General features: G+C 49.5%; 17 protein-coding genes. 1 reads left to right on the plus strand and 16 read right to left on the minus strand.

Annotated elements, in window-relative coordinates; translation table 11 throughout:
* Positions 1-129 precede the first annotated feature (129 nt).
* Complete coding sequence (locus tag M5E81_RS09670) at positions 130-1,527, minus strand: amino acid permease (protein ID WP_187363714.1); 1,398 nt, start codon at positions 1,525-1,527, stop codon at positions 130-132.
* A 260-nt stretch (positions 1,528-1,787) separates the two neighbouring features.
* Positions 1,788-3,200 carry an SLC13 family permease gene (locus M5E81_RS09675; RefSeq protein WP_009146048.1) on the minus strand — a complete coding sequence of 471 codons (1,413 nt, stop codon included), beginning with the start codon at positions 3,198-3,200 and terminating at the stop codon, positions 1,788-1,790.
* Positions 3,201-3,345: 145 nt separating this feature from the next.
* On the opposite strand from M5E81_RS09675, the gene M5E81_RS09680 reads away from it, so the two are divergent.
* Entirely contained in the window at positions 3,346-4,227 is an 882-nt protein-coding gene (locus M5E81_RS09680; protein ID WP_249747391.1) for a LysR family transcriptional regulator, read from the plus strand.
* 51 nt (positions 4,228-4,278) lie between these two features.
* Here M5E81_RS09680 and ftsH read toward each other — a convergent pair whose 3' ends face one another.
* The 14 genes from ftsH to argS all read right to left on the minus strand — a co-directional run bounded on the left by ftsH (position 4,279) and on the right by argS (position 22,211).
* Positions 4,279-6,234 (minus strand): ATP-dependent zinc metalloprotease FtsH, encoded by a 1,956-nt coding sequence (ftsH, locus tag M5E81_RS09685; RefSeq protein WP_272881128.1) that lies wholly within the window; start codon positions 6,232-6,234, stop codon positions 4,279-4,281.
* Between the two features lie 89 nt (positions 6,235-6,323).
* Positions 6,324-6,866 carry a hypoxanthine phosphoribosyltransferase gene (gene hpt / locus M5E81_RS09690; protein ID WP_009146038.1) on the minus strand — a complete coding sequence of 181 codons (543 nt, stop codon included), beginning with the start codon at positions 6,864-6,866 and terminating at the stop codon, positions 6,324-6,326.
* A 20-nt stretch (positions 6,867-6,886) separates the two neighbouring features.
* Entirely contained in the window at positions 6,887-7,873 is a 987-nt protein-coding gene (gene tilS, locus M5E81_RS09695; RefSeq protein ID WP_009146037.1) for a tRNA lysidine(34) synthetase TilS, read from the minus strand.
* 105 nt (positions 7,874-7,978) lie between these two features.
* Positions 7,979-8,470 (minus strand): S1 domain-containing RNA-binding protein, encoded by a 492-nt coding sequence (locus M5E81_RS09700; protein ID WP_009146036.1) that lies wholly within the window; start codon positions 8,468-8,470, stop codon positions 7,979-7,981.
* Between the two features lie 110 nt (positions 8,471-8,580).
* Positions 8,581-8,874: an FtsB family cell division protein gene (locus M5E81_RS09705; RefSeq protein WP_249747392.1), complete on the minus strand. Its 294-nt coding sequence runs from the start codon at positions 8,872-8,874 to the stop codon at positions 8,581-8,583.
* An 89-nt stretch (positions 8,875-8,963) separates the two neighbouring features.
* A complete protein-coding gene (locus tag M5E81_RS09710; RefSeq protein WP_040565310.1) occupies positions 8,964-9,242 on the minus strand; it encodes an HU family DNA-binding protein in 279 nt (92 codons plus the stop codon).
* 195 nt (positions 9,243-9,437) lie between these two features.
* Entirely contained in the window at positions 9,438-11,039 is a 1,602-nt protein-coding gene (gene mazG / locus M5E81_RS09715) for a nucleoside triphosphate pyrophosphohydrolase (protein ID WP_249747393.1), read from the minus strand.
* A 22-nt stretch (positions 11,040-11,061) separates the two neighbouring features.
* Positions 11,062-12,624: a putative polysaccharide biosynthesis protein gene (locus tag M5E81_RS09720; protein WP_249747394.1), complete on the minus strand. Its 1,563-nt coding sequence runs from the start codon at positions 12,622-12,624 to the stop codon at positions 11,062-11,064.
* Between the two features lie 23 nt (positions 12,625-12,647).
* Positions 12,648-15,920, minus strand: coding sequence for a transcription-repair coupling factor (gene mfd / locus M5E81_RS09725; RefSeq protein ID WP_249747395.1), 3,273 nt, complete (start codon positions 15,918-15,920; stop codon positions 12,648-12,650).
* 63 nt (positions 15,921-15,983) lie between these two features.
* Positions 15,984-16,946 carry a class II fructose-bisphosphatase gene (gene glpX / locus M5E81_RS09730; RefSeq protein WP_009146030.1) on the minus strand — a complete coding sequence of 321 codons (963 nt, stop codon included), beginning with the start codon at positions 16,944-16,946 and terminating at the stop codon, positions 15,984-15,986.
* Positions 16,947-17,072: 126 nt separating this feature from the next.
* On the minus strand, positions 17,073-17,624 hold the full coding sequence (locus tag M5E81_RS09735) for a YIP1 family protein (RefSeq protein WP_009146029.1): 552 nt from the start codon (positions 17,622-17,624) through the stop codon (positions 17,073-17,075).
* Between the two features lie 6 nt (positions 17,625-17,630).
* On the minus strand, positions 17,631-18,587 hold the full coding sequence (sppA, locus tag M5E81_RS09740) for a signal peptide peptidase SppA (RefSeq protein WP_249747396.1): 957 nt from the start codon (positions 18,585-18,587) through the stop codon (positions 17,631-17,633).
* Positions 18,588-18,738: 151 nt separating this feature from the next.
* Entirely contained in the window at positions 18,739-20,364 is a 1,626-nt protein-coding gene (locus M5E81_RS09745) for a CTP synthase (RefSeq protein ID WP_249747397.1), read from the minus strand.
* A 122-nt stretch (positions 20,365-20,486) separates the two neighbouring features.
* Positions 20,487-22,211 (minus strand): arginine--tRNA ligase, encoded by a 1,725-nt coding sequence (gene argS / locus M5E81_RS09750; RefSeq protein ID WP_249747398.1) that lies wholly within the window; start codon positions 22,209-22,211, stop codon positions 20,487-20,489.
* Between the last annotated feature and the right edge of the window lie 7 nt (positions 22,212-22,218).

Below are 22,218 nucleotides of genomic sequence, written 5' to 3' on the forward strand. Positions count from 1 at the left end.
AACCATTCTCCTTTTAACAACTATTATAACACCTTCCGGCATTATACTCAAAAGGCTCTGCTATATTCTTATATTTTCGTGCATTACATAAAAAGAGGCTGCCGCATCTGCGGCAACCTCCATATACTTTTAAGATTTATGGGCCATTGCTACCTGAGTTTTAGTCTGGAGTAAACTCTTTTGATGCTTACGCCAACGATAGCACAGCATCGGCACCACCAGCATCGGTACGCCAGCGTACAGCGTCTGGCGTAAATCCGGTGTCAAAGCAATTACTGCCAGGCAGAAAACCTGCGACCAGATACCGAAATGCGTAACATACGGGAAGAACGGTGTTTTATACTTCAGAGTATCCTCCTTGCCTTCGGCAATCAGACGGCGGCGGAATTTATATTGGCTCCAGCAAATGGAAATCCAAGCCATCGCTCCGGTAAAGCCGGATACTGCCAGCAAATAAGTATACAGTGTAGAATCGGGATTAAAGGTGTAGAAAACGATAACTGCCCAGCAGGCACATACAGAAACGATAATGGAATTCTGCGGCATACCGTTTTTATTGAGCTTGCCCAAAAACGCCGGAGCCATATCCATACGAGCCAGTGCATGCAGCGCACGAGCACCGCCATACAGTCCGGAGTTAGCGCAGGAAACACCTGCAACCAGCACTACAAAGGCAATCGCAGAAGCTAAGCCTTCAAAGCCGTATTCCGCCAAAGCAGCGGCAAACACGCTCTCCTTCAGGCTGGCCTTATCCCACGGCATAATGGACAGCAATAATGTAATAGGAATGATATATAAAGCAATGACACGCCAGGAAACATTACGAACCGCAATAGGAATGCTTTTAGCAGGATCCTTGCATTCGCCCGCAGCCAGACCGATGATTTCGGTACCTTGGAAGTTAACCAGAATAATAACCATGGTCAGCACAATCGGCCAATATCCCTGAGGAGCAAAGCCGCCTTGGCCCAGCAGCACCTTAGCACCTAAATAGCCCTGGTCACCAACAAGACCGCAGACTATTAAACCGGCAACGCCGCAGAAACCCACAAGGGCAGCAATTTTGATAATGGAAAGCCAAAATTCGCTTTCACCGAAATTATCAACATGAAAAAGGTTAATTACAGTCACTAGCAGGCCAAAAAGAATTGCCCACCACAGTTGACTGACGGCAGGTACAAAATTATTCATAATGATACCCGCAGCAATCATTTCAGACGGCACGTAAGCCATCCAGTTCAGCCAATAGGCCCAGCCAACGCCACAAGCCCAGGTTGAAGATATATTCTCACGTGCGTAGGTAACAAAGGAACCGGAAATAGGCTTAGCTACAGCCAGCTCCGCCAGGCACAGCATAACGCATAAGACGATTGCACCGCCAAAAAGATAAGAAAGAATAATAGCAGGTCCGGCCTGCTCAATCGCATATCCGGCACCTAAAAAATAACAGCTGCCGATAATGCCACCTAAAGAAATCATCTGTAAGTGTCTGTTCTTTAAACTTCTATTCATGGATTGCTCGTTCATTACCTTAATAACACAACCTTTCTTGAGCATATGTGTGGAACCTTCCGTTCCGCCAAAATTCTTGTGATATGATTTTACTACAAAAAACCGTGTTTGTATAGCAAAAAATGCACTAAAATCAGCGATTTTACAAAAAAAATCTATTTTCCTCTTTTTTCCGCTGTTTTGCATCATTTTCAAGCGTACTTCTTCACAATTCTCTACAAAAATACTCCACCGCCATCCCAACAATGACAAGGGAGTAAACAAAGAAGGCTACTCTAAAGATGATTGAAAAGACTCCAGCAATGCATGCAGATACAGCCAAGCGCACTTACGAGCAGCATGCAGATTATTGAAAGCTTGAGGCCGTTTTTCAGTAAATCATCAGGGTTCAAACCGTAGGTTACACCTACGGCACGTGTGCTGACCGGCAGAATAAAAGCACAGTTAACGGCAACAATCGAGGTCAGGATATAAGGAATGGGGTTCAACCCCAGCTGCTGCGAAATGCTTTGTACTACCGGAATTGAGATAGAAGCCGCCGCAGTATTACTGCTTATTTCCGTCAGGAATGTGGCAAACAGCGTCAGGCTGAACATCGTTTCCCAACCTCCGCTTAACGGCAGCAGCGTAATTACCTTAGCAATCTGCGTTGCCGCACCGGTTTTCGTAATCAGCTGTCCCAACGCCAGACCGCCGGAAAAAAGGAAAATCATCCCCCACATGATGCCCTTTTCAGCCTCACGCCAGGTCAGAAGCAGCTGACCTGTTTCGTTGCGCAACATAAAGGTGAGCATACCGAAGGTGAAGAAAACATACGCAGGCTTCATCAGCGGCAAATACTGCACGTAAAGCGGACGGACGAAGGCCAAACCTGTTGCGAGAATAAAAAGCCACAATCCTAACTTTTCACCGCGGCTCATCGGCCCGAGCTTATCATAGGCAGCACGGAAATATTCCTTGCCGCCGTCAAGACGTTTAACAGGCAGCGGCAGATGCAGCAGATAAGCCATAATCAGCAACATGATGATGAACAGCAGCGGCAGAAAGCGGATAAGCCAATCCACATACATGAATTCATGTCCCGTAAGCTTTTCCAGATAGCTGATTGCTACCAGGTTGGAGCTGCTGCCTAAGGGTGAGCCGAAGCCGCCGAAGCCTGCGCCCCAGACGATAGCCAACAGAATTGGTGTTGCTACGGGATTATCGGTAATCTGCTGCTGTCCCAAAAAGCGCAACATGCTTACAGCTACCGGCAAAAGAATCATAACAACGACGACGTTTGGCAGAAAGATAGACAGCAACGTTGAAGCCACCAGCCAGACGCAAATCTGCTCCCGCATCGATGTTCCCAATCCGCAAAGGCTTTTAATCGCCAGACGCTTATCAAGATGTGTTTTTTCCCACACCAGGCTGATAAGATCACTGCCGACCAGCAGCACGACGATTTCCGAAAAGTATTTGCTGATAATCCCCTCCATCGGCACCATGCCGAAGATAGCGTTCAGCGGAATCGGCAGCAGCGAGGTTACGGCGATATTTACCGGACGCAGCACCCACCAAAGGCCCATCCAGAAAATCGTGGCAATAGCGGCCGCCTGCTTAAATTCAATTATAGGCGCCAATACAAGCAGGACGACAAGAAAAAGTAAGGGACCTGAGATAACATTCAACGAACGGTGTTTTTTCATAAATAACAGCTTCCTCTCCGAGTTCAATAGAAGTTTTCCTTCTATTTTTGCGTTTACTTAATTCTACTCCCGTTCTATAATTAAGTAAAAGACTTTATTTTGATTATTATAATCATATTCTTTGATATTTTAAGGAGATACTGCTATGGATTTTGCTTTTTACAGAAACTTTATCACTGTTGCCGAAACAGGTAATCTCAGCGCCGCAGCGAAACGTCTGGGCATCGTACAGCCGGCGCTCAGCGCGCAGATGAAGGCTATCGAAAGAAACTACGGCGTGCAGCTTTTCAAAATGCAGCGCGGTAAGCGCCACATTGAACTGACGGAAGCAGGCGAAACCTTTTTGCAGCAGGCGCGTCAGCTGTGCAATACGGAAGATGATATCAGTCTGCGTATGCAGGCCTTCGGCAGGCGTGCCGCAGGTACGCTGCGCTTCAGCGTGTCACATGTGCGCACCGACTACTTCCTGCGCAGCTATCTTATTCCCTTTGCCAAGGAAAATCCCGGTATCAGTTATCAGTTTCACGATGCTACGGTAGAGCAGCAGCAGCAGCAGCTGGAGGCAGGCAGCATTGATTTTGCCTTTGCCAATGCGCCGCTGCCTGCAGCGCATAATTTTGCTACTATCAAGGTGCAGCGGGAGAATTTTTATGCTTTCTATAATGCCGGATTTGCGGTTCCGTGGGCAAATAAAAGTATGCTTTCGCCGGAGGATTTGGCAGGTGTGCCCTTGTGCTGTAATTATGGCAGCTATGCGCTTTTGCGCAATGTGTTTAAGGATTATGCTGTTAAGCCTAATGTTGCCTTTATTGCCACTACGGCGGAGAGTGCGCTTACCTTTGCGACAAGCGGACTGGGAGTTGCGGTTGTTGCGGCGTTGGAGGGTGATGCTGTGCCGCAGGAGATGGTGCGACAGCAGCTTGTTGATGAGAAGCTGCATTTTGATCAGACGTTGTATTGGAGTAAGGAGCATAAATTATCGCCTGCAGCGGAGGGGTTTTTGGAGTTTTTCCGAAACTTTAACTAAACGCAAAAAAACGCCCACGTTCTTTCGAACGCGAGCGTTATTTTTTTGCTTTTATTCTTTTGGTGCTTCTTCGTCTGCATTCGCAGCGGATTTCGGTACATCTGCTTCGGCAGCAGGCACTTCAGCATTTACGTCAGCGTCGGCAACGGGAGCAGCAGCTATTTCCTCATCCACAACAGATTGTTGTACTAATTGCAGCTTTTCTTCTGCGGTAAGGATATGACCGTATTTTACCAGCTGGTTGATTTCTTCCTCTTCCAGAGTTTCCTTCTCCATCAGAGCTTTAGCAATCACATGCAGCTTGTCAATATTGTCAGACAGCAGCTTTTCAGTAGCAGCATAGGCATCTTCCATAAAGGATCGTACCTCTTTATCAATTTCGGCTGCCACTTCTTCACTGTAATCCTTGTCGCGGGCAATGTCGCGGCCCAGGAATACCTGATCCTGACGATGACCAAAGGTTACAGGTCCGATGTTTTCGCTCATACCGTATTCGCAAATCATCTGGCGTGCCAGTTGAGTTGCACGCTGCAGATCATTGCTGGCACCGCTGGAGATTTCCTTCAGTACCAGAGCTTCAGCAACACGGCCACCCAACAGCACCTTCAGCTCATCGAGCATTTCGCTGCGGGTTGCATAATACTTATCTTCCTTAGGCAGGCTCAGGGTATAACCACCAGCACGGCCACGCGGAATGATAGTAACCTTATGTACAGGATCAGTATGCTCAAGCAGCATACCAACGATGGTATGACCACCTTCATGGTAAGCAGTCAGGCGTTTTTCCTTATCGCTGATGACACGGCTCTTGCGCTCCGGTCCCATGATAACACGCTCGGCAGCCTCTTCCATTTCCGGCATATTGATAGCCTTCTTGTCCTTACGGGCAGTCAGCAGCGCTGCTTCATTAACCAGGTTGGATAAATCGGCACCGGTAAAGCCGGGTGTACGCTGAGCGATTACGTCCAGATTTACATCCGGTCCCATCGGCTTGCCCTTAACATGTACCTTCAGTATTTCGGTACGTCCCTTGATATCAGGACGGTCTACTACAATTTGGCGGTCGAAACGGCCGGGACGCAGCAGCGCCGGGTCCAGAATATCTGGACGGTTGGTTGCGGCAATCATAATAATGCCTTCGTTAGCACTGAAACCGTCCATCTCAACCAATAATTGGTTCAGAGTCTGCTCACGCTCGTCATGCCCACCGCCAAGACCTGCGCCGCGCTGACGGCCTACGGCATCAATCTCATCGATAAATACGATGCAGGGTGCACTTTTCTTTGCCTGGTCGAACAGGTCGCGTACACGCGAAGCGCCGACACCGACAAACATTTCTACAAAGTCAGAACCGGAAATACTGAAGAACGGAACTCCTGCTTCACCGGCAACTGCCTTCGCCAACAAGGTTTTGCCTGTACCCGGAGGGCCATAGAGCAAAACACCTTTAGGAATCTTAGCTCCCAAGTCATTATACTTCTGCGGATGCTTCAGGAATTCAACAACCTCTTCCAGCTCCTGCTTGGCTTCTTCAGCACCGGCAACATCCTTAAAGGTTATCTTCAGTTTTTCCTCATCGTAGCGACGCGCACGGCTCTTGCCAAAGTTCATCACCTTGCCGCCACCGGCACCGCCCTGATTCATCAGCATGAACCACAGGCCTACGATAATCAGCATCGGCAAAATAGAGCTGAGAATGCTCATCCACCAAGGTGGCTGCGGCGGCAGCTCTGCCTTAATGTCTACTTTCTTTGCTTCCAGCTTTTCTACCAGCTTGCTGTCATTAGGCGCAACGGTAGAAAATTCCTTGCCATCCTTTAATTTACCGCTGATAACATTATCAACAATAGTTACCTGTTTAATTTCGTCCTGCTGTACATGCTGCATAAAGCTGGTATAGCTTATATCGGCAGGCTTAGAATTCTTTTCACCGTAAAGGTCAAACATCCAGATAATTACCATGATAATCAGCAGATAAAAAAGTACGTTCTTAAAAAATTTATTCAAGCACGTAGCCTCCTTCCACTTAGCTCATAATATTTTATTATATTATAGATAGGAAAAACTAGCAACTGTTTTATGCAATTTACAGGCTTTTATTTGCGTGCGTATACAGCAGGCTTCAGGATACCGATAAACGGCAGATTGCGGTAATCGCCTGCATAGTCCAGACCGTAACCGACAACGAATTCGTCAGGAATTTTAAAACCTACATAATCAGCCTCCAGACCGTTTACACGACGCTCGGCCTTGTCGCACAGAGCAGCGGTTTTCAGAGTTGCGGGCTTGTAGTGACGCAGCATATCGGTGATAGAGGCAAAGGTAACGCCGCTGTCAATGATATCATCGATTACCAGCACGTCCTTACCCTTGATATCTTCGCTGACATCCAGCTTAACCTTAACACTACCGCTGGTGCTGGTTCCGTTGCCATAGGAAGAAGCAACCATGAAGTCTACGCGCAGCGGCATATCAATAGCGCGAGTCAGGTCGGTAGCGAACCAGGCAGCACCCTTCAGCAGCACAATGACAACAAGCTCCTTGCCTGCATAATCGGCAGCAATCTGCTTGCCCATTTCCTGTACGCGGGCATCAATTTCTTCTTTAGTCAGCAAAACTGTCTTAATATCGTCATGCATTTTTTCATTCTCCTTATACTTTATATTATTTTAACAAAAATAAGCTGTTTATTTTTGTAGACTACGTTTATTCCCTGCGGCAACTGGATAAACTTGCCGCCGCTGCGCCTAATCAGCAAGGAATCAATAGCCTGACTACGCTCGAAGGACAGCTCCTCACCGCCCAGCTCGAAATACGCGCGTCGCAATACTCTCAGCCTTACGGCACTGTGCAGCGCCGTAAGCTGCGTCACCGGCAAACTGACAGCATTCTCCTGCCTGCGCACCAGCTGCCTGTAAGCATCGTCAGCCATTTGCTCCAGACATTCCGCATCCTGCGCCAACAAGGCGGCAGTACGCGCCAAAGTCGGCACCACATTGTGGTTGAAGCTGCGCTCCAGATACGGCACAAGCTCCAGACGTACACGATTGCGCGTATACGCCGTATCAGCGTTGGTGCTGTCATAGCAGACTGCAATGCCTTCGGCGCTGCAGTATTCCTCCAGCAGGCTTTTCGGCAACGTAAGCAGCGGTCTGATGATATCGTCCTGCTGCGCCCGCATTCCGGCAAGTCCTTGAAGCCCTGCGCCGCGCAACAGCCTTAAGAGCAGCGTTTCAGCCTGATCACCCTCGTGATGCGCCGTAACAATCGCCGCAGCGCCCTGCTGCTCCGCTATGCGCCTAAGCGCCGCATAACGCAGGCGGCGCGCAGCATCTTCGGTAGAAAGCCGGTTCTGTGCCGCATAGGATGCAGCCTGCACATGCTCTGTAAAGCAGGGCAGTCCCCAATCCTTGCAGGCACGCTGCACAGCCTGCATGTCGCGCAGAGCCTCTTCGCCACGAAGTCCGTGCTCAACGTGACAGACGCTGTAGCTTCCCCAGCCTTGCGCTGCCAAGGCAGCACAGGCATGTGCCAAAGCCAGAGAATCGGCACCACCGCTAACAGCCAACAGATAATGAGCCTCGGGCTGCAGCAAATTTTTAATTGTTTTGCGCAGCTTATAGACTGCAGGTGCAATCTGCCTCATAGCATATCTCCTTCAGCAGCGGTTTAAACGTGTCATATCGCATTTTTCTATGCTATAAAAGAAAAGGCACTCTCAGGAGTGCCATTTCATTAATTACCAGCTTGCTTATTTATCACGTCTGGCACCACGACCACCGCGTTTGGACTCAGTATTACGTTTTAAATCCAGCATACGGTCATCGCTGTCTTTCAGGAATTTAGATAATTTATCCTCAAAGGAAACGGGAGCCATAGGTCTTGCGCTTTGCGGGCGCATACCGCCACGGCGTTCACGATTGTCGCCTTGCGGACGCATACCATTATTGTTGCGGCGCTCGCAGTTATCATTTTGCGGACGCTGCGGTCTCGGTTGCGGAGCCGGCGGCGGTGTGAGCTGTTTAATAGACAGACCAATTTTGCCGCGATCATCTACAGATAATACCTTAACCTTAACCTTGTCGTGCTCCTTTAAAAAGTCATGCACGTCTTTTACATAAACATTAGAAACCTCAGAAATGTGAATCAGGCCAACCTTGCCCTCAGGCAGTTGGACAAATGCGCCAAAATTGGTGATACCTGTAACTTCACCCTCTACAATTGCACCTACTTCAAGTGACATCGAGAAAAAAATCCCCCTTAAAATTTCTTAATACTCTTGTATTATACTCTTTAATTTTTCATGGTGTCAATAAAAAAAGCAGAACAAAAGCTATCATTTCTTGTTCTGCCTTATTTTTTCTCATCAACTATAAACAGTGGCACCTCGTCTTTACCCACCATGTTGTAATCCTCACGGGCGAGCTTTTCAATATAACGCGGGTCATCCAGACGTTTACGCTCTGCCTCCAGCTCAGTCTTCTGTTTTTTTAAAGCAGCAATACGTTGCTGTGTAGCAGCCTGCTCCTGTTTAGTCTGATAAATAGAATACTCCTGCTTGCCGATAACGAACAGGCAGGCAACAAACAGCAGCATCATAAAGACATTAAAAGCTTTAGATTTATGTCTTACACGACGTCTAACCATATCATAGCCCCCCAGCATTGAGTATTCCGCAGTATATCTTTAGAAAAGCCCGGCAGCAGCTGCCGGGCCTAAAGCACTAAAACAGCTTATTATTTTACGTTAACAGCATCCTTGAAAGCTTTACCGGCTTTGAAAGCAGGGATGGTTGCAGCAGGAATAACTACCTTCTCACCATTTTGCGGATTTTTACCTTCACGTTCTTTACGAGCACGTGCTTCAAAAGTACCAAAGCCTACTACTTGTACTTTGTCACCCTTAGCAACTACCTCTTTAACGGTTTCCAAGGTAGCGGTGATAGTTTTCTCAACGTCTTTTTTGGTTAAGCCGGCTTTTTCAGCAACAGCAGCGATTAACTCAGTCTTGTTCATCAAAAATTCCTCCTTAATTATGACTTTAGTTATTATTGCAAATGCTTGCGGAGCACGTAACTTCGTAACGTAACTCATATTTAACTAGCAATAGTATTCTACACTCTAAACCGTTTTCCTGCAAGCCTTTTCCGAAAATATTTATAAATTACGGGGAAAATAGCATTATTTTAGTAACTTTATTGCAAATTAACCTTATAAATCGCTCTTGCGCTCCAATTCCTTAGCCTGATTCCAAAATTCATCCAGCTCGTTCAAAGTGAAATCCTGCCATGTTTTACCGCTGCCTTCAACCTGTTCTTCCACGTAATTGAAGCGGGAAGCGAAACGGTTATTCGTGCCATCCAAAGCTACCTCCGGCTCAATGCCGTTATGACGCGCATAATTTACCACGGCAAACAGTACATCGCCAAGCTCACTCTCGGCAGCAGCCTTATCGCCTGCCTGCAAAGCCTCCTGCAGCTCGCCCAGCTCCTCCTGTACCTTAGCCCATACGGATGCGCTGTCCTGCCAGTCAAAGCCGACCTTGGCAGCCTTGCTCTGCAGCTTATAGGAACGCAGCAGCGCCGGCAGTCCCTGAGATACGCCGTCCAATACATGCTTGCGCTCCTGTTTTTCCTGCTTTTTGATAGCCTCCCAATTTACCAGCACATCATCGCTGTTGTCGACATGTGTGTCACCGAAAACATGCGGATGCCGGCGGATAAGCTTATCTACAACCTCGTCGATAACGTCCTGCAGATCAAAGCGGCCTGCCTCCTGTGCCATGCGGGCATGGAAAACAACCTGCATGAGCAAGTCGCCAAGCTCCTCACGCATGCCGTCAACATCGTCAGCATCCACAGCCTCCAGATATTCGTAAACCTCTTCAATCATATTGCTGCGGATAGATTTGTGTGTCTGCTCTCTGTCCCATGGGCAGCCGTCAGGCTCACGCAGGGTGCGCATAACATCAGCCAAGGGCTGGATGTCGAAATCATCAAAGCCTGCTTCCGGCAAAAAGTCTTCCGCATAGCCTTCTTCTTCGCCTTCCTCGGCAAATTCGTCCTCATCCTCGCCAAAGGTAATAATACCGGGAACAGCTTCCGCATCGTCAACATTTTCAAATACAGTATCCTCTGCTCCCTCAGGCATCGGCGGAACGTAAGCGCTCGTAAGATGGTCGATATTCGGCTGTCTGTCCAGCTCGAACAGCTTAATCGGACGGCATTCCTCGTCAGGCAGGCCAAGATTGCGCAGGAAATAAATTTCGTATTCGTCAGGCAGTACATCCATCAGCGCAATTTTCAAATCGCCGGCCACCATCTGGCTGTAAACCTGAGTAATCATCAGCGGATGCTGACCAGCACTTGCAATCTCCGCAAAATCCTGCGCGTCAATAATCTGCAGGCCGGCAATCGGGTCGATGCCCAGCTCAACGTAAGCCAAGTCCAAGAAGCTCATAGACGGCTTAATCACCAGCTTAACGCCCTGCGCCTTAGCAGCTGTGCGCATTAAAACAACGGTTTTTTCCGCAACCAGCGGGCTGCCTGGTACTGCGTAAACAACATCGCCGTTCTGCGCTGCTGCCAGCACACGCTCGACAACGCTATCATATACTTCTTCAAAGGAAGCAGCCTTTTCGTATAAATCGTCACATGAGGTAAATTTTACGTTTTGCTTTTCCAACTCGGCAACGGTGGGATGCACCGCCGTGCGCAGGATAACCTGAGCGCAGTTTTGCAGAAGTCCCATAGTTTCCAACGAAAGATGTCCCACAGCACCGGGGCCTAAGCCGACAATTGTAATTGTTCCCATGATAGTACGCCTTCTTTCTTAATTATTTAAAAAATCGTTTCACTACCGGCAGCTGACGCAGTTCCTGTCTGTTCAGCACGCCTAAAAGCGGCAGCAATATGATATAGCTTATCCCGGCAGCCAGCATAGCGGCGATTGTTGCCAAAGCAGGCGATGCACCGCCAAGCAGCGTATGCGCTTCTACGGCAACAGCGCCCATCACCGCTGCTGCGGCGATGATTTTCGCAATACTGAGCCAGGAAAATCTTATACTTAATTTATACAACGCTATAATATTCAACAGCGCCGTCACGCCAAAGTTTATGTTCGTTGCCCACGCTGCGCCGGCAATACCGTATTCCGCATTCGTCAGCTGACAGACGGCAACCAGCTTGGCTGCAATACCGATAAGCATATTCAGCATCGGCAGATTGGTGTGCCCCATTCCCTGCAGCATACCTGTTGTAACCTGCTGCAGGCCTAAAAGGCAGATGGCAGGCGCCAAATGCATAATAGCAACGCCAGCCTTCGCCGTACCGTACAGCAGACGGCTGATAGGCTCCGCCAATACCCACATGCCTACGGAAGCAGGCACAGTTATCAGGCAGCACAGCTTCATCGCGGTTGCTGCCTTTTGCTCGATAATCTGCCATTTATTCAAAGCAAAGGCTTCGGAAACAGCAGGCACAAGGCTTGTTGCCAGCGACATCGTCGGTATCGTGGCCATTAAGAGCAAGGGCTGTGCCATGCCTGCCAGATAACCGAACTGCGCCGTCGCCTGCTCCACACTAAGACCGCTGTCAATCAATCGGCCTGGAACCAGCAATACGTCAATGCTGCTGGTAACAGGCACCAGGATATTAGCGCAGGACACAGGCAGCGCCAGCAGCAGCAGGCGTTTAATCAGCGCGCTGCTGCGCACAAGCTCGTCAGCAGGTGCCTGCTCCGTGCTTGCTGCAGCCTGCCACTGCTTCCGGTAATAGCGATAAAAGCAGCCCATAACCACAAGACCGGTCAGACTTCCCGGCACAGCGCCGAAGGCAGCGCCGGCAGCAGCGTATTCCAGACCGTAGGGCAGCAGCACATACGCCAGCACTACCATCGTCACTACGCGGATAAACTGTTCCACAATCTGCGACACCGCAGGCGGCGTCATCAGCTGATGTCCCTGAAAATACCCGCGGAAGCTGGCCAGAATCGTAGCAAAGAAAATTGCCGGTGTCAGTGCTATAAGCGAATAATAGGCACGCGCATCGGTAATCACGCCGGCATCAACCAACCAGCCCGCCGCCAACACCAGACAAACCGCCAACACCGCACCCACGCAGGCCATCAGGCGCAGCGAAACGCGAAACACCTGACGCACATTAGCATAGTCCTTCTGCGCCAAAAAGCCTGCGACAATAATCGATATTGCCACCGGAATGCCGGCCGCAGAAATCGCAAGCAGCAAAAGGTATACGGGATAAGCCATCTGGTAAAGACCGATACCCTCGCCGCCCAGCAGACGTGAAAGCAGGATGCGGTTCACAGAACCGATAACCTTTACCATCAGTCCTGCCAATGTCAGAATCATCGCGCCGCGCAAAAATTTATCACTGCTCATTTCCTGCTTTCACCTCCTTTAAATCAATCTTCTAATATCAGAGCAGGCAAAGTCTGCTCCAGCCACGCCAGGGGCTCCTGCTTTGACGTACCCATTCTGTACGTCAGCTGCTGCTCCTGACCGTTTTTCAATGTCATCGTCTTAGGATGCTGCATCAGCAGCTTCAGAACTGCCTCCGGGTTTACCTGTGCCTTCTCGCCGAAGGTCAGGCGGATAATTCCCTGATGCACATTTACGCCACGGATTTTCAGCACTCGGCACAAGCCCTTAAGCGCTGCCAAACGCCAGAGCATTTCCACCTCCGGCGGCGGATTGCCGAAGCGGTCGATAATTTCGTCCAGAAAATCCTCCCGCTGTGAATATTCCAGCTCGCTGAAGCGACGATACAGCTCCATTTTATAACGCGGATCCGGAATATAGCTGTCCGGAATATAGGCCTCTGCCTGAATTTCCAGAACCGGCTCCGGCTCAGGCTCGGCCTCCTTGCCGTTTTTCAGGCGTTCAATGGTTTTTTCCAGCATCTCGCAATAAGCGGCAAAGCCTATGCCGGTAATATGTCCGTGCTGCTGCGGTCCCAGCAGATTGCCGGCACCGCGGATTTCCAGATCGCGCATAGCAATCTTAAAGCCTGCGCCCAGCTCCGTAAAATCACGGATGGCCTGCAGACGCTTTTCGGCAATTTCACTCAGCGCCTTATTAGGCTGATAAACAAAGTAAGCATAAGCAAGACGCGAGCTGCGTCCTACACGGCCACGCATCTGGTAAAGCTGCGAAAGGCCGAAGTTGTCGGCACCGTCGATAATAATCGTATTCGCCAGCGGTACATCCAGCCCGTTTTCCACAATCGTCGTACACAAAAGCACGTCGCAGCCGCCCTCATAGAAGGTAATCATGGCATCCTCTAATGCGTCCTCATTCATCTGCCCGTGGGCAATTTTGATGCTGATGCCCGGTACCAGACGGCGCAGCTTGGCAGCCAACGGCTCCAAAGCGCTGACGCGGTTGCTGATATAGTAAATTCTGCCGCCGCGGCGCAGCTCACGCTCGAGTGCTTCCTTAATCATGCCGTCGTTATATTCGCTGACATAGGTTTCAACAGGCAAGCGGTCCTCCGGCGGCGATTCGATAACGCTCATATCACGGCCGTTGACCAGCGCCATATGCAGAGTACGCGGAATAGGTGTTGCCGAAAGCGACAAGACATCTATACCGAGATGCCATTTCTTAATTTTTTCCTTTTGGGCAACACCGAAGCGCTGCTCCTCATCGATAATCAGCAGGCCGAGGCTGGTAAAATTCACATCCGGCTGCAGCAGACGGTGCGTACCGATAAGAATATCAACCTTACCGTCGGCAACCTCCTGCAGAACAGTGCGCTGCTCCTTCGGCGTACAAAAGCGGTTCAGCAGACGAACCTCTACACCGAAATTGCGCACGCGCTCCTTGAAGGTAATATAATGTTGCTGTGCCAGCACTGTTGTAGGTGCCAATACAGCCACCTGCTTACCGTCAAGCACAGCCTTAAAGGCAGCACGCAAGGCCACCTCGGTTTTTCCGTAACCGACATCACCGCAGAGCAGACGCTCCATAGGCTGCGGCTTTTCCATATCAGCTTTGATTTCGGCAATCGCCTTCAGCTGGTCCGGTGTTTCCTCATAGGGAAAGGCTGCTTCAAAGTCCTTTTGCAGCTGACAGTCTGGTGAAAAGGCATGCCCCGGCATAATCTGCCGCTGTGCATATAAACGCAGCAGCTCCTCCGCCAGCTCCGTAATCGCCTTAGCAGCCTTGGCCGTAGTGCGTTTCCAGTCATTGCCGCCCATTTTCGACAGACGCGGCACACTTCCCTCGCTGCCGACATATTTATGCAGCATGCCGACCTGCTCTACCGGAACATACAGCTTATCATCTCCGGCATAGGCCAAAAGCAGATAATCACGGTGGATGCCGTCAACCTCGACGTTTTCTACGCCTATATAACGGCCGATACCATGAACCTTATGAACAACGTAATCTCCGGCCTTGATATCCGAAAAATACTGCAGCTGTTGGCCCTGGTTTTTGGTATGCAAGCGTTTGCGCTTCTGCATGCCGAAAATATCATTTTCTGTCAGCAGCAGCCATTCTTCATCCCAAAAGCGAAAGCCGTGATCCAAATCGCCGTAGGTTACATTGACGACTCCCGGCTCAAAGCTCTTTTGGGAAAAATGTCCCTTTAATCCGTAGTTGCGCAGATTATCCGCAAAACCACGGGCCTTAATGCTGCCGGAAAGCATAATCAGCGGCGTAATCCCCTCCGCCAGCCAGTTCTGCAAATCCTCCACCAGCAAATTGGTATTCTTATTATACGGCGCAACCGCGCGCACCGGTATATTCAACGAAGGCAGCTGCTGCAGATAGCTGTGTCCCAACGCCGATACCAGCACAGCACCGTTGGCTGCAAGCTGCTCTATAAGCTCCTGTTTCCCGAAAAGCTCGGAGGCATGCTCCTTGTTTTCCTTGTCCAGCTTTTCCAGCATACTGAAAACATGCACCGGCTCATCAACAACTACCATAGTATCCGCAGCGCAATATTCAAAGATATCGGCATCATAGCTGAAGCTTTCATCTACCTTCAGCGGAGCAATTTTGATACTGGTGAGAGTCTGCAGACTGCGCTGAGTGTCAACATCAAAGCTGCGCATAGCATCAAGCTCATTGTCGAACCATTCGATACGCACCGCAGTACTGCTGTTGATTGGGTACACGTCCAGAATATCACCGCGCAAGCAGAACTGTCCCAAAGCATCAACCTGCTCCGTACGCTCATAGCCCAAATCAAGCAACGCGGCAGCTATATTACGCTGTTCGTGCTCTTCGCCGACAGCGAGCTGCAGCGCCTTGCCGGACATACCGCTCGGACGCAGTTGCTTTTGCTGCAGCGCCTCTGCCGTAATGAAAACAATGCCCCGCTCCTCACCGCTCAAAAAGCGTAGTGCGGCCGCACGTCCTGCCTGCAGCTCCAGGCTCTGCGTATCTGCCTGCACATGCGGCAGGCTTACAGGATAAAGCTCCTGCATCGGCAAATCCGGGTACAGATAATTAAGCTCGCGGCGATAAGTACGGATTTCCTCACGCGAAGCAGTAATAAAGGCCATGCTGCCCTTGCCGCCAAGCAGCTTATCTGCGGCAGCAAAAAAGACCGGCTTGCTGCTTCCAGCCAACCCGGTTAAAATACAGGCCTGTTTTTTCTTTTGATATTCGGCCGCCTGCCGTACTTCCTTGACAGCGGCAACCTTATTGACTAATAAATTTTCCATAGGCAATACAAATTGATAAATAGGGCTGTTACAGACGTAACAGCCCTATAATCTGTTTTAAAATCAGAGCTTAACAGCAAGTACTTTGCGGTCCAGGCTGTGAATAGCATCAACAAAACGTACGGTGCCGGTTTTGTAACGGGCAGAAATAGTATGGGTACGTACGCCGTCGCCGAAGTAACGCAGGCCGTTCAGCATGTTGCAGTTGGTAATAGCGGTAGCAGTAAACATGCAGTCATCGCCTTTTACCAGGTCATCCAGAGTCAGCACCTTGTTAACATCGGCAATACCCATCTTCAGGCAGCGTTGAACCTGAGCTTCGTCTTCTGGAACCAGACGAGCTTGCATATCGCCGCCCAGGCATTTAACAGCAGCAGCACCCAGAACGCCTTCCGGAGCGCCACCCTTACCAACGTACATATGCACGCCGCTGCCTTCGATGCAGCATTCAACAATCGGGTTAACGTCGCCGTCGGTAATCAGGGAGATACGAGCGCCGGCTTTACGGATTTCGTCCATCAGGCCGTAATGACGTTCGCGGTCCAGCAGAACTACGTTCAGGTCGCTTACTTTACGGTCCATTGCTTTAGCAACGCGTGCCAAGTTTTCGCTCATCGGAGCATTGATATCGATGCAGCCTTTAGCACGGGGGCCGACAGCGATTTTATCCATATACATATCAGGAGCATGCAGCAGGCAGCCACGTGGAGCGATAGCAATAACTGCGATAGCACCGTTTTGTCCTTTAGCAACCAGGTTGGTACCCTCGATCGGGTCAACAGCGATATCAACCTCAGGGCCGCCGGCACCTACTTCTTCGCCGATATACAGCATCGGTGCTTCATCCATTTCGCCTTCGCCGATAACAACGGTACCTTTAATATTTACGGTATCAAAAGCTGCACGCATAGCATCAACAGCCAGACCGTCAGCACCGTTCTTGTCGCCTCTGCCTACAAGATGACCGCAGGCAATAGCTGCCGCCTCGGTTACACGTACAAATTCCAAAGAAAGCTCTCTGTTCATTCTTCACAACACTCCTTAATATAATTTCATATGGTAATAGCACTGCTTGCGCAGCGCAAGAGAATTAACTCTATGTCCAACCTTTATTATGACACGTTTATTCTGATTAATCAATCTAAATTTTATTTACAGCAAAAGCATCAGGCAAACCTGCCACGGCAAAACAAAGACAATATACAGCAAAAACAGGCTGAATACTACGGTTACACCTGCACGGAAGGCATCTACAAGATACACCGCCTCCAGCGACCGCACCAGAAGATACAGCATCCACAGGCAGCCGATGAGAAACAGCACACCTAAGAGCGGCAAGCCGTTAAAACCCATCCTGCCCGCCAGCAAAGCTCCCGGCGTGAGCAGCAGAAAAGGCAACGTCGTATAGCCCAAAAGGCAGATAAGCCCGACCGGGTCGCCCGCCAGCGCACCGAAGGTTTCCATAATGCCGTGCAGCAAAAAACCGTAAAGCGTTAAAGCTGTTCCCGCAATCAGCACCGTAGCAATAATAATGCCGAAGCGCACATCCAACGGCGAATCCAACAGCCAGCAGTTTGTTGCTACGCCAAAAAAGCTGAAGCTGAGAGTGAAATAAAAAGCACTGCGCCAAAGAGAAGGCTGCTTGGCAATCGCAGCCATGCCTGCACCGGGCTCAAAAAGTACCTCAAAGGTTTTGCGCCTCATAGCTCATCACCTCGTCATACCGCCTGCCGGCGCACCGCTCTGCTGCAGGCTGCCTGTCAGCTGATTTACAAGCTCAGTTTTAATCAGCTCCGCAATATGAGCGCTGAGCAAAAACTCCCACGGCTGCTGTTTTTCCTTAGCCTTCACCGGCGGCAGTCCGTCGGCACCCGGCTTAATCTTGCCTAATTCACCCGCTGCGGCAAGCGCATCGTAATAATCGCCGATTTCATCTACCAGGCCCAGATTCTTAGCCTGCAGACCGGTATAAACACGACCGTCAGCCAAGGATTTTACCTTGCTTTCTTCCATCTTGCGTCCTACGGCAACAGTTGTCACGAACTGCTCGTAGATTTCGTTGACGATGTTCTGCAAAATAGCCTGTTCTTCAGGTGTCATCGGTCTGTCGCTGCTCATAATATCCTTATAGGGACCGCTTTTAATCTTATTGCTGGTGATGCCTATTTTCTTGAACAGCTCCTCCGTATTCATGTACGGCATATACACACCGATACTTCCGGTAAGCGTTGTGGCATTGGCATAAACCTTGTCACTGGCGCAGACTGCAATCCAATAGGCAGCGCTGGCACCGGTATTGCCGATAGTTGCAACTATCGGCTTTTTGGTTTTCTCCTTAAAGCGCTTCAGTTCACGTCCGACCTCTTCCGCAGCCGTAGCACTGCCGCCGCCGCTGTCAATACGCAGGACTAATGCTTTGACGCTGTCATCAGCCGCAGCCTCACGAATCTGCTTCATAATGCTGCCGCTTGTTACACCATTGGTCTGGCTGAAAATATTGTCCTTGCTGTCCGCACCGCTGATAATCGTACCGGAAATATTGATTACGGCCACACGGTCAGGTACAGTAACAGTTTTCTCGGCATTGTTATTCCCCTTGAGCAATGAAACAACAAAGCTCAACACAGCCAGAATCAATACCGCACTGATAAAAATTTTCTTAAGCATTCAATCACTCTCCTCCCTAATCATAGTATAACACAAGCAAAAACTCCCCTCAGGCGTATGCCTTACGGCAATTGCGCCTAAGGTGCCTAAGAGGAGTATTCTTATTTTCCGAAAGCAACGTCGGCTTAAGCTCAGCGCTTTCAGGATAACCTTATTGGTGATGTTTTACCGCCGCACCCACAAACTCTCTGAATAACGGATGCGGATTTGTCGGACGGGATTTAAATTCAGGATGGAATTGCGCACCGAGGAACCACGGATGCTCACTCTCAGGCAATTCAACAATCTCTACCAGACGGCCATTAGGCAGTGTGCCGCCAAGAACTAATCCCTTGCCCACAATTTTCTCACGGAAAGCATTGTTGAACTCATAACGATGACGATGACGTTCGTAAATCAGCTCTGCATTGTAAGCCTTGCTTGTCAGCGTATCGGGATAAACCTTACACGGATACAGTCCCAGACGCATCGTACCGCCCAAATCCTCAACATCAATCTGTTCCGGCATCAGGTCGATAACAGGATGTGTGCTGTTCGGATTGAACTCCGAGCTGTTGGCATCAGCCATACCGCAGACGTGACGGGCAAATTCAATTACTGCGCACTGCATGCCCAGGCAGATACCGAAGAACGGAATCTTGTGCTCACGTGCATATTGAATAGCCTTAATCTTGCCTTCAATACCGCGGTTACCGAAGCCTCCCGGCACCAGAATGCCGTCAACACCGGCCATAACCTTAGCCATATCAGTATCATCTGCTTCGATTTCTTCGGCATTTACCCAATGGATATCCAGCTCTGCTTCATTGGCAACTGCCGCATGACGCAAGGATTCCGTAATAGAAATATAAGCATCCTGCAAAGCAACATATTTGCCGACTACAGCAATAGTTACCTTCTTATCATATTTTTTCAGGATGCGGGCCACCATATCATGCCAGCCCTGCATATCCTTCGGCTTATCTTCCATCTCCAGCTTGCGCAGAACAATGGTATCAAGTCCCTGCTCCTCCATGAGCATCGGTACCTCATAAATGCTTCTTGCGGTAAGGTTTTGGATAACTGCTTCCGGATCAACGTCGCAGAACATAGCCATTTTTTCGCGCATTTCCTTGGAAATAGGCTTTTCGCTGCGGCAAACGATAATATCAGGAGAAATACCGATGCTGCGCAGCTCTTTTACGCTATGCTGAGTCGGTTTGGTTTTCAGCTCACCGGCTGCGGAAATATACGGTACCAGTGTAACGTGAATATAAAGCACATCGTTTTTGCCGACATCCTTTTTTACCTGACGGATGGCTTCCAAAAACGGCAGGCTTTCAATATCACCTACAGTGCCGCCGATTTCTGTAATAACAAAATCGGCATTATCCTGTTGGCCTACGCGGAAAACGCGCTCTTTGATTTCATTTGTGATATGAGGAATAACCTGTACGGTACCGCCAAGATAATCGCCACGGCGTTCTTTATTAATTACACTCTGGTAAATCTTACCTGTGGTCGTATTGGAGTTTTTTGACAGGTTGATATCAATAAAGCGTTCGTAATGTCCCAAATCAAGGTCAGTTTCCGCACCATCGTCCGTTACAAAAACCTCGCCATGCTGATACGGGCTCATTGTGCCCGGGTCAATATTGATATACGGGTCGAACTTCTGGATAGTAACCCTGTAGCCGCGGCTTTTCAGCAAACGGCCTAAAGACGCAGCAGTGATGCCCTTGCCCAAAGAAGACACAACGCCGCCTGTCACAAAAATGTACTTGGTATTAGTAGTCATGATTTTTAACCCCCTCAGATTTCATAAAATGCTACAATACAATAAAAATATTAAATTGTATCTAAACTCACTGCAGGCGGCAAAGCCCAAGGACTCTGCCACCTGCAAAAGAATTTCTTAAATTACATTCTTTCCGGAGCAGAAACGCCCAGAATACCCAAAGCATGACGAATGGTGTGACCAACTGCCTTAACCAAAGCAATGCGGGCTTGCTGTAAGTCTGTATCTACGCCCAGAATACGGCATTGGTTATAGAAGGAGTGGAACAGAGTTGCCAGCTCATAGGTATAGGTTGCCACATGATGTACAGCGCGTTCGCGAGCTGCACGGGCAAGCAGTTCTGGATATTCGCCAAGCTTTTTTACCAGCGCCAGCTCTTCAGGAGCCTGCAGAGTATCCAGCTTCAGCTCGTCTAAAGCTACAGCCTCAATGCCTGCTTCGGCAAGCTGACGGGCAATGCTGCAGATACGCGCATGCGCATATTGGATATAATAAACCGGGTTCTCATTGGATTTTTCAGTAGCCAGAGTCATATCAAAATCCAGCTGGCTGTCTAAGGAGCGCATGCAGAAGAAGTAACGCGCCGCATCAACGCCAACCTCATCCATCAGCTCGCGCAGAGTGATGGTTTCGCCGGTACGCTTAGACAGCTTAACAATATCGCCGTTGCGATACAGACGTACCATTTGCAGCAGCAGCACCTCCAGCTTATCAGCATCAAAGCCCAAAGCATTTACAGCAGCCTTCACGCGGGCAATATAACCGTGGTGGTCAGCGCCCCACAGGTTGATGATGCGGTCGAAGCCACGCTCGAATTTGTTGCGGTGATATGCAATATCGGCAGCAAAGTAGGTGGAAACGCCGTTGTCACGGATAACAACGCGGTCCTTGTCATCGCCGTAAGCGGTGGAATTAAACCATTTTGCGCCGTCCTTTTCATAAACACAGCCTTTTTCCTCAAGGAATTTGCAAGCCTCACGGATTTTATCGGCATCATGCAGGGATTGCTCGCTGAACCATACATCGAAGGTTACGCCGAATGCTTCCAGGTCCTCTTTCAGGCCTGCCAGCTTTTCTTTATAAGCAATTTCCAGGAATTTAGCCAGACGCTCTTTTTCCTCTAAAGCAACGAATTCCTTGCCGTAGATGCGGATAATACGCTGAGCGGTTTCAATGATATCATAACCGTGGTAGCCGTTTTCCGGGAAAGGAATGCCGGTCGGCATTTCATCCAGCTGCTTAACGGTCAGGTCAGCAGGAACGCCGCCCATTTCCTCCAGCTTCAGCAGCTGCAGGTAACGTGCATTGACGGAGCTTGCCAGATTGTTCATCTGGTTGCCGGCATCATTGATATAATATTCGCTTTCAACATCATAGCCTGCAGCACGCAGCAGGTTAACCATAGCACTGCCTACAGCAGCACCGCGGGCATGGCCTACATGCAGCGGGCCGGTGGGGTTAGCACTTACATATTCAACCTGCACGCGGCCTAAGCCGTTAGCAGGCAGATTGCCGTAGTTTTCACCGGCAGCCAGAATACCTGCCAGCAAATCAGCGGTCCAGTTTTGTTTCAGATAGAAATTGATGAAGCCGGGGCCGGCAATTTCCATTTTATCTACGGAAGCACAGTCCAGATTATCAACAACAGCCTGTGCAATCTGACGCGGTGCACAATGCAGGCTGCGGGCAGACTGCATAGCAAAGTTGGTTGCAAAATCGCCGAATTCCTTTTGCGGCGGAACCTCCAGCATAACCTCGGGCAAAGTACCCGGTTTCAAAGTACCGTTATCGATAGCTTTTTGCGCTGCATCTTTAATGGCAGCGGCTAATAAATCCTTTATATCCAAAGCAAAA

Source organism: Phascolarctobacterium succinatutens (assembly GCF_023497905.1).
GTDB lineage: Bacteria > Bacillota > Negativicutes > Acidaminococcales > Acidaminococcaceae > Phascolarctobacterium_A > Phascolarctobacterium_A succinatutens.

Coding starts and splice junctions, on each gene's coding strand:
- hpt (WP_009146038.1), bottom strand. CDS start 6,866: ATGCATGACGATATTAAGACAGTTTTGCTGACTAAAGAAGAAATTGAT.
- M5E81_RS09670 (WP_187363714.1), bottom strand. CDS start 1,527: ATGAACGAGCAATCCATGAATAGAAGTTTAAAGAACAGACACTTACAG.
- sppA (WP_249747396.1), bottom strand. CDS start 18,587: ATGCTTAAGAAAATTTTTATCAGTGCGGTATTGATTCTGGCTGTGTTG.
- M5E81_RS09700 (WP_009146036.1), bottom strand. CDS start 8,470: ATGTCACTTGAAGTAGGTGCAATTGTAGAGGGTGAAGTTACAGGTATC.
- mazG (WP_249747393.1), bottom strand. CDS start 11,039: ATGGGAACAATTACAATTGTCGGCTTAGGCCCCGGTGCTGTGGGACAT.
- glpX (WP_009146030.1), bottom strand. CDS start 16,946: ATGAACAGAGAGCTTTCTTTGGAATTTGTACGTGTAACCGAGGCGGCA.
- M5E81_RS09705 (WP_249747392.1), bottom strand. CDS start 8,874: ATGGTTAGACGTCGTGTAAGACATAAATCTAAAGCTTTTAATGTCTTT.
- M5E81_RS09720 (WP_249747394.1), bottom strand. CDS start 12,624: ATGAGCAGTGATAAATTTTTGCGCGGCGCGATGATTCTGACATTGGCA.
- M5E81_RS09710 (WP_040565310.1), bottom strand. CDS start 9,242: ATGAACAAGACTGAGTTAATCGCTGCTGTTGCTGAAAAAGCCGGCTTA.
- M5E81_RS09680 (WP_249747391.1), top strand. CDS start 3,346: ATGGATTTTGCTTTTTACAGAAACTTTATCACTGTTGCCGAAACAGGT.
- M5E81_RS09745 (WP_249747397.1), bottom strand. CDS start 20,364: ATGACTACTAATACCAAGTACATTTTTGTGACAGGCGGCGTTGTGTCT.
- M5E81_RS09675 (WP_009146048.1), bottom strand. CDS start 3,200: ATGAAAAAACACCGTTCGTTGAATGTTATCTCAGGTCCCTTACTTTTT.
- M5E81_RS09735 (WP_009146029.1), bottom strand. CDS start 17,624: ATGAGGCGCAAAACCTTTGAGGTACTTTTTGAGCCCGGTGCAGGCATG.
- tilS (WP_009146037.1), bottom strand. CDS start 7,873: ATGAGGCAGATTGCACCTGCAGTCTATAAGCTGCGCAAAACAATTAAA.
- mfd (WP_249747395.1), bottom strand. CDS start 15,920: ATGGAAAATTTATTAGTCAATAAGGTTGCCGCTGTCAAGGAAGTACGG.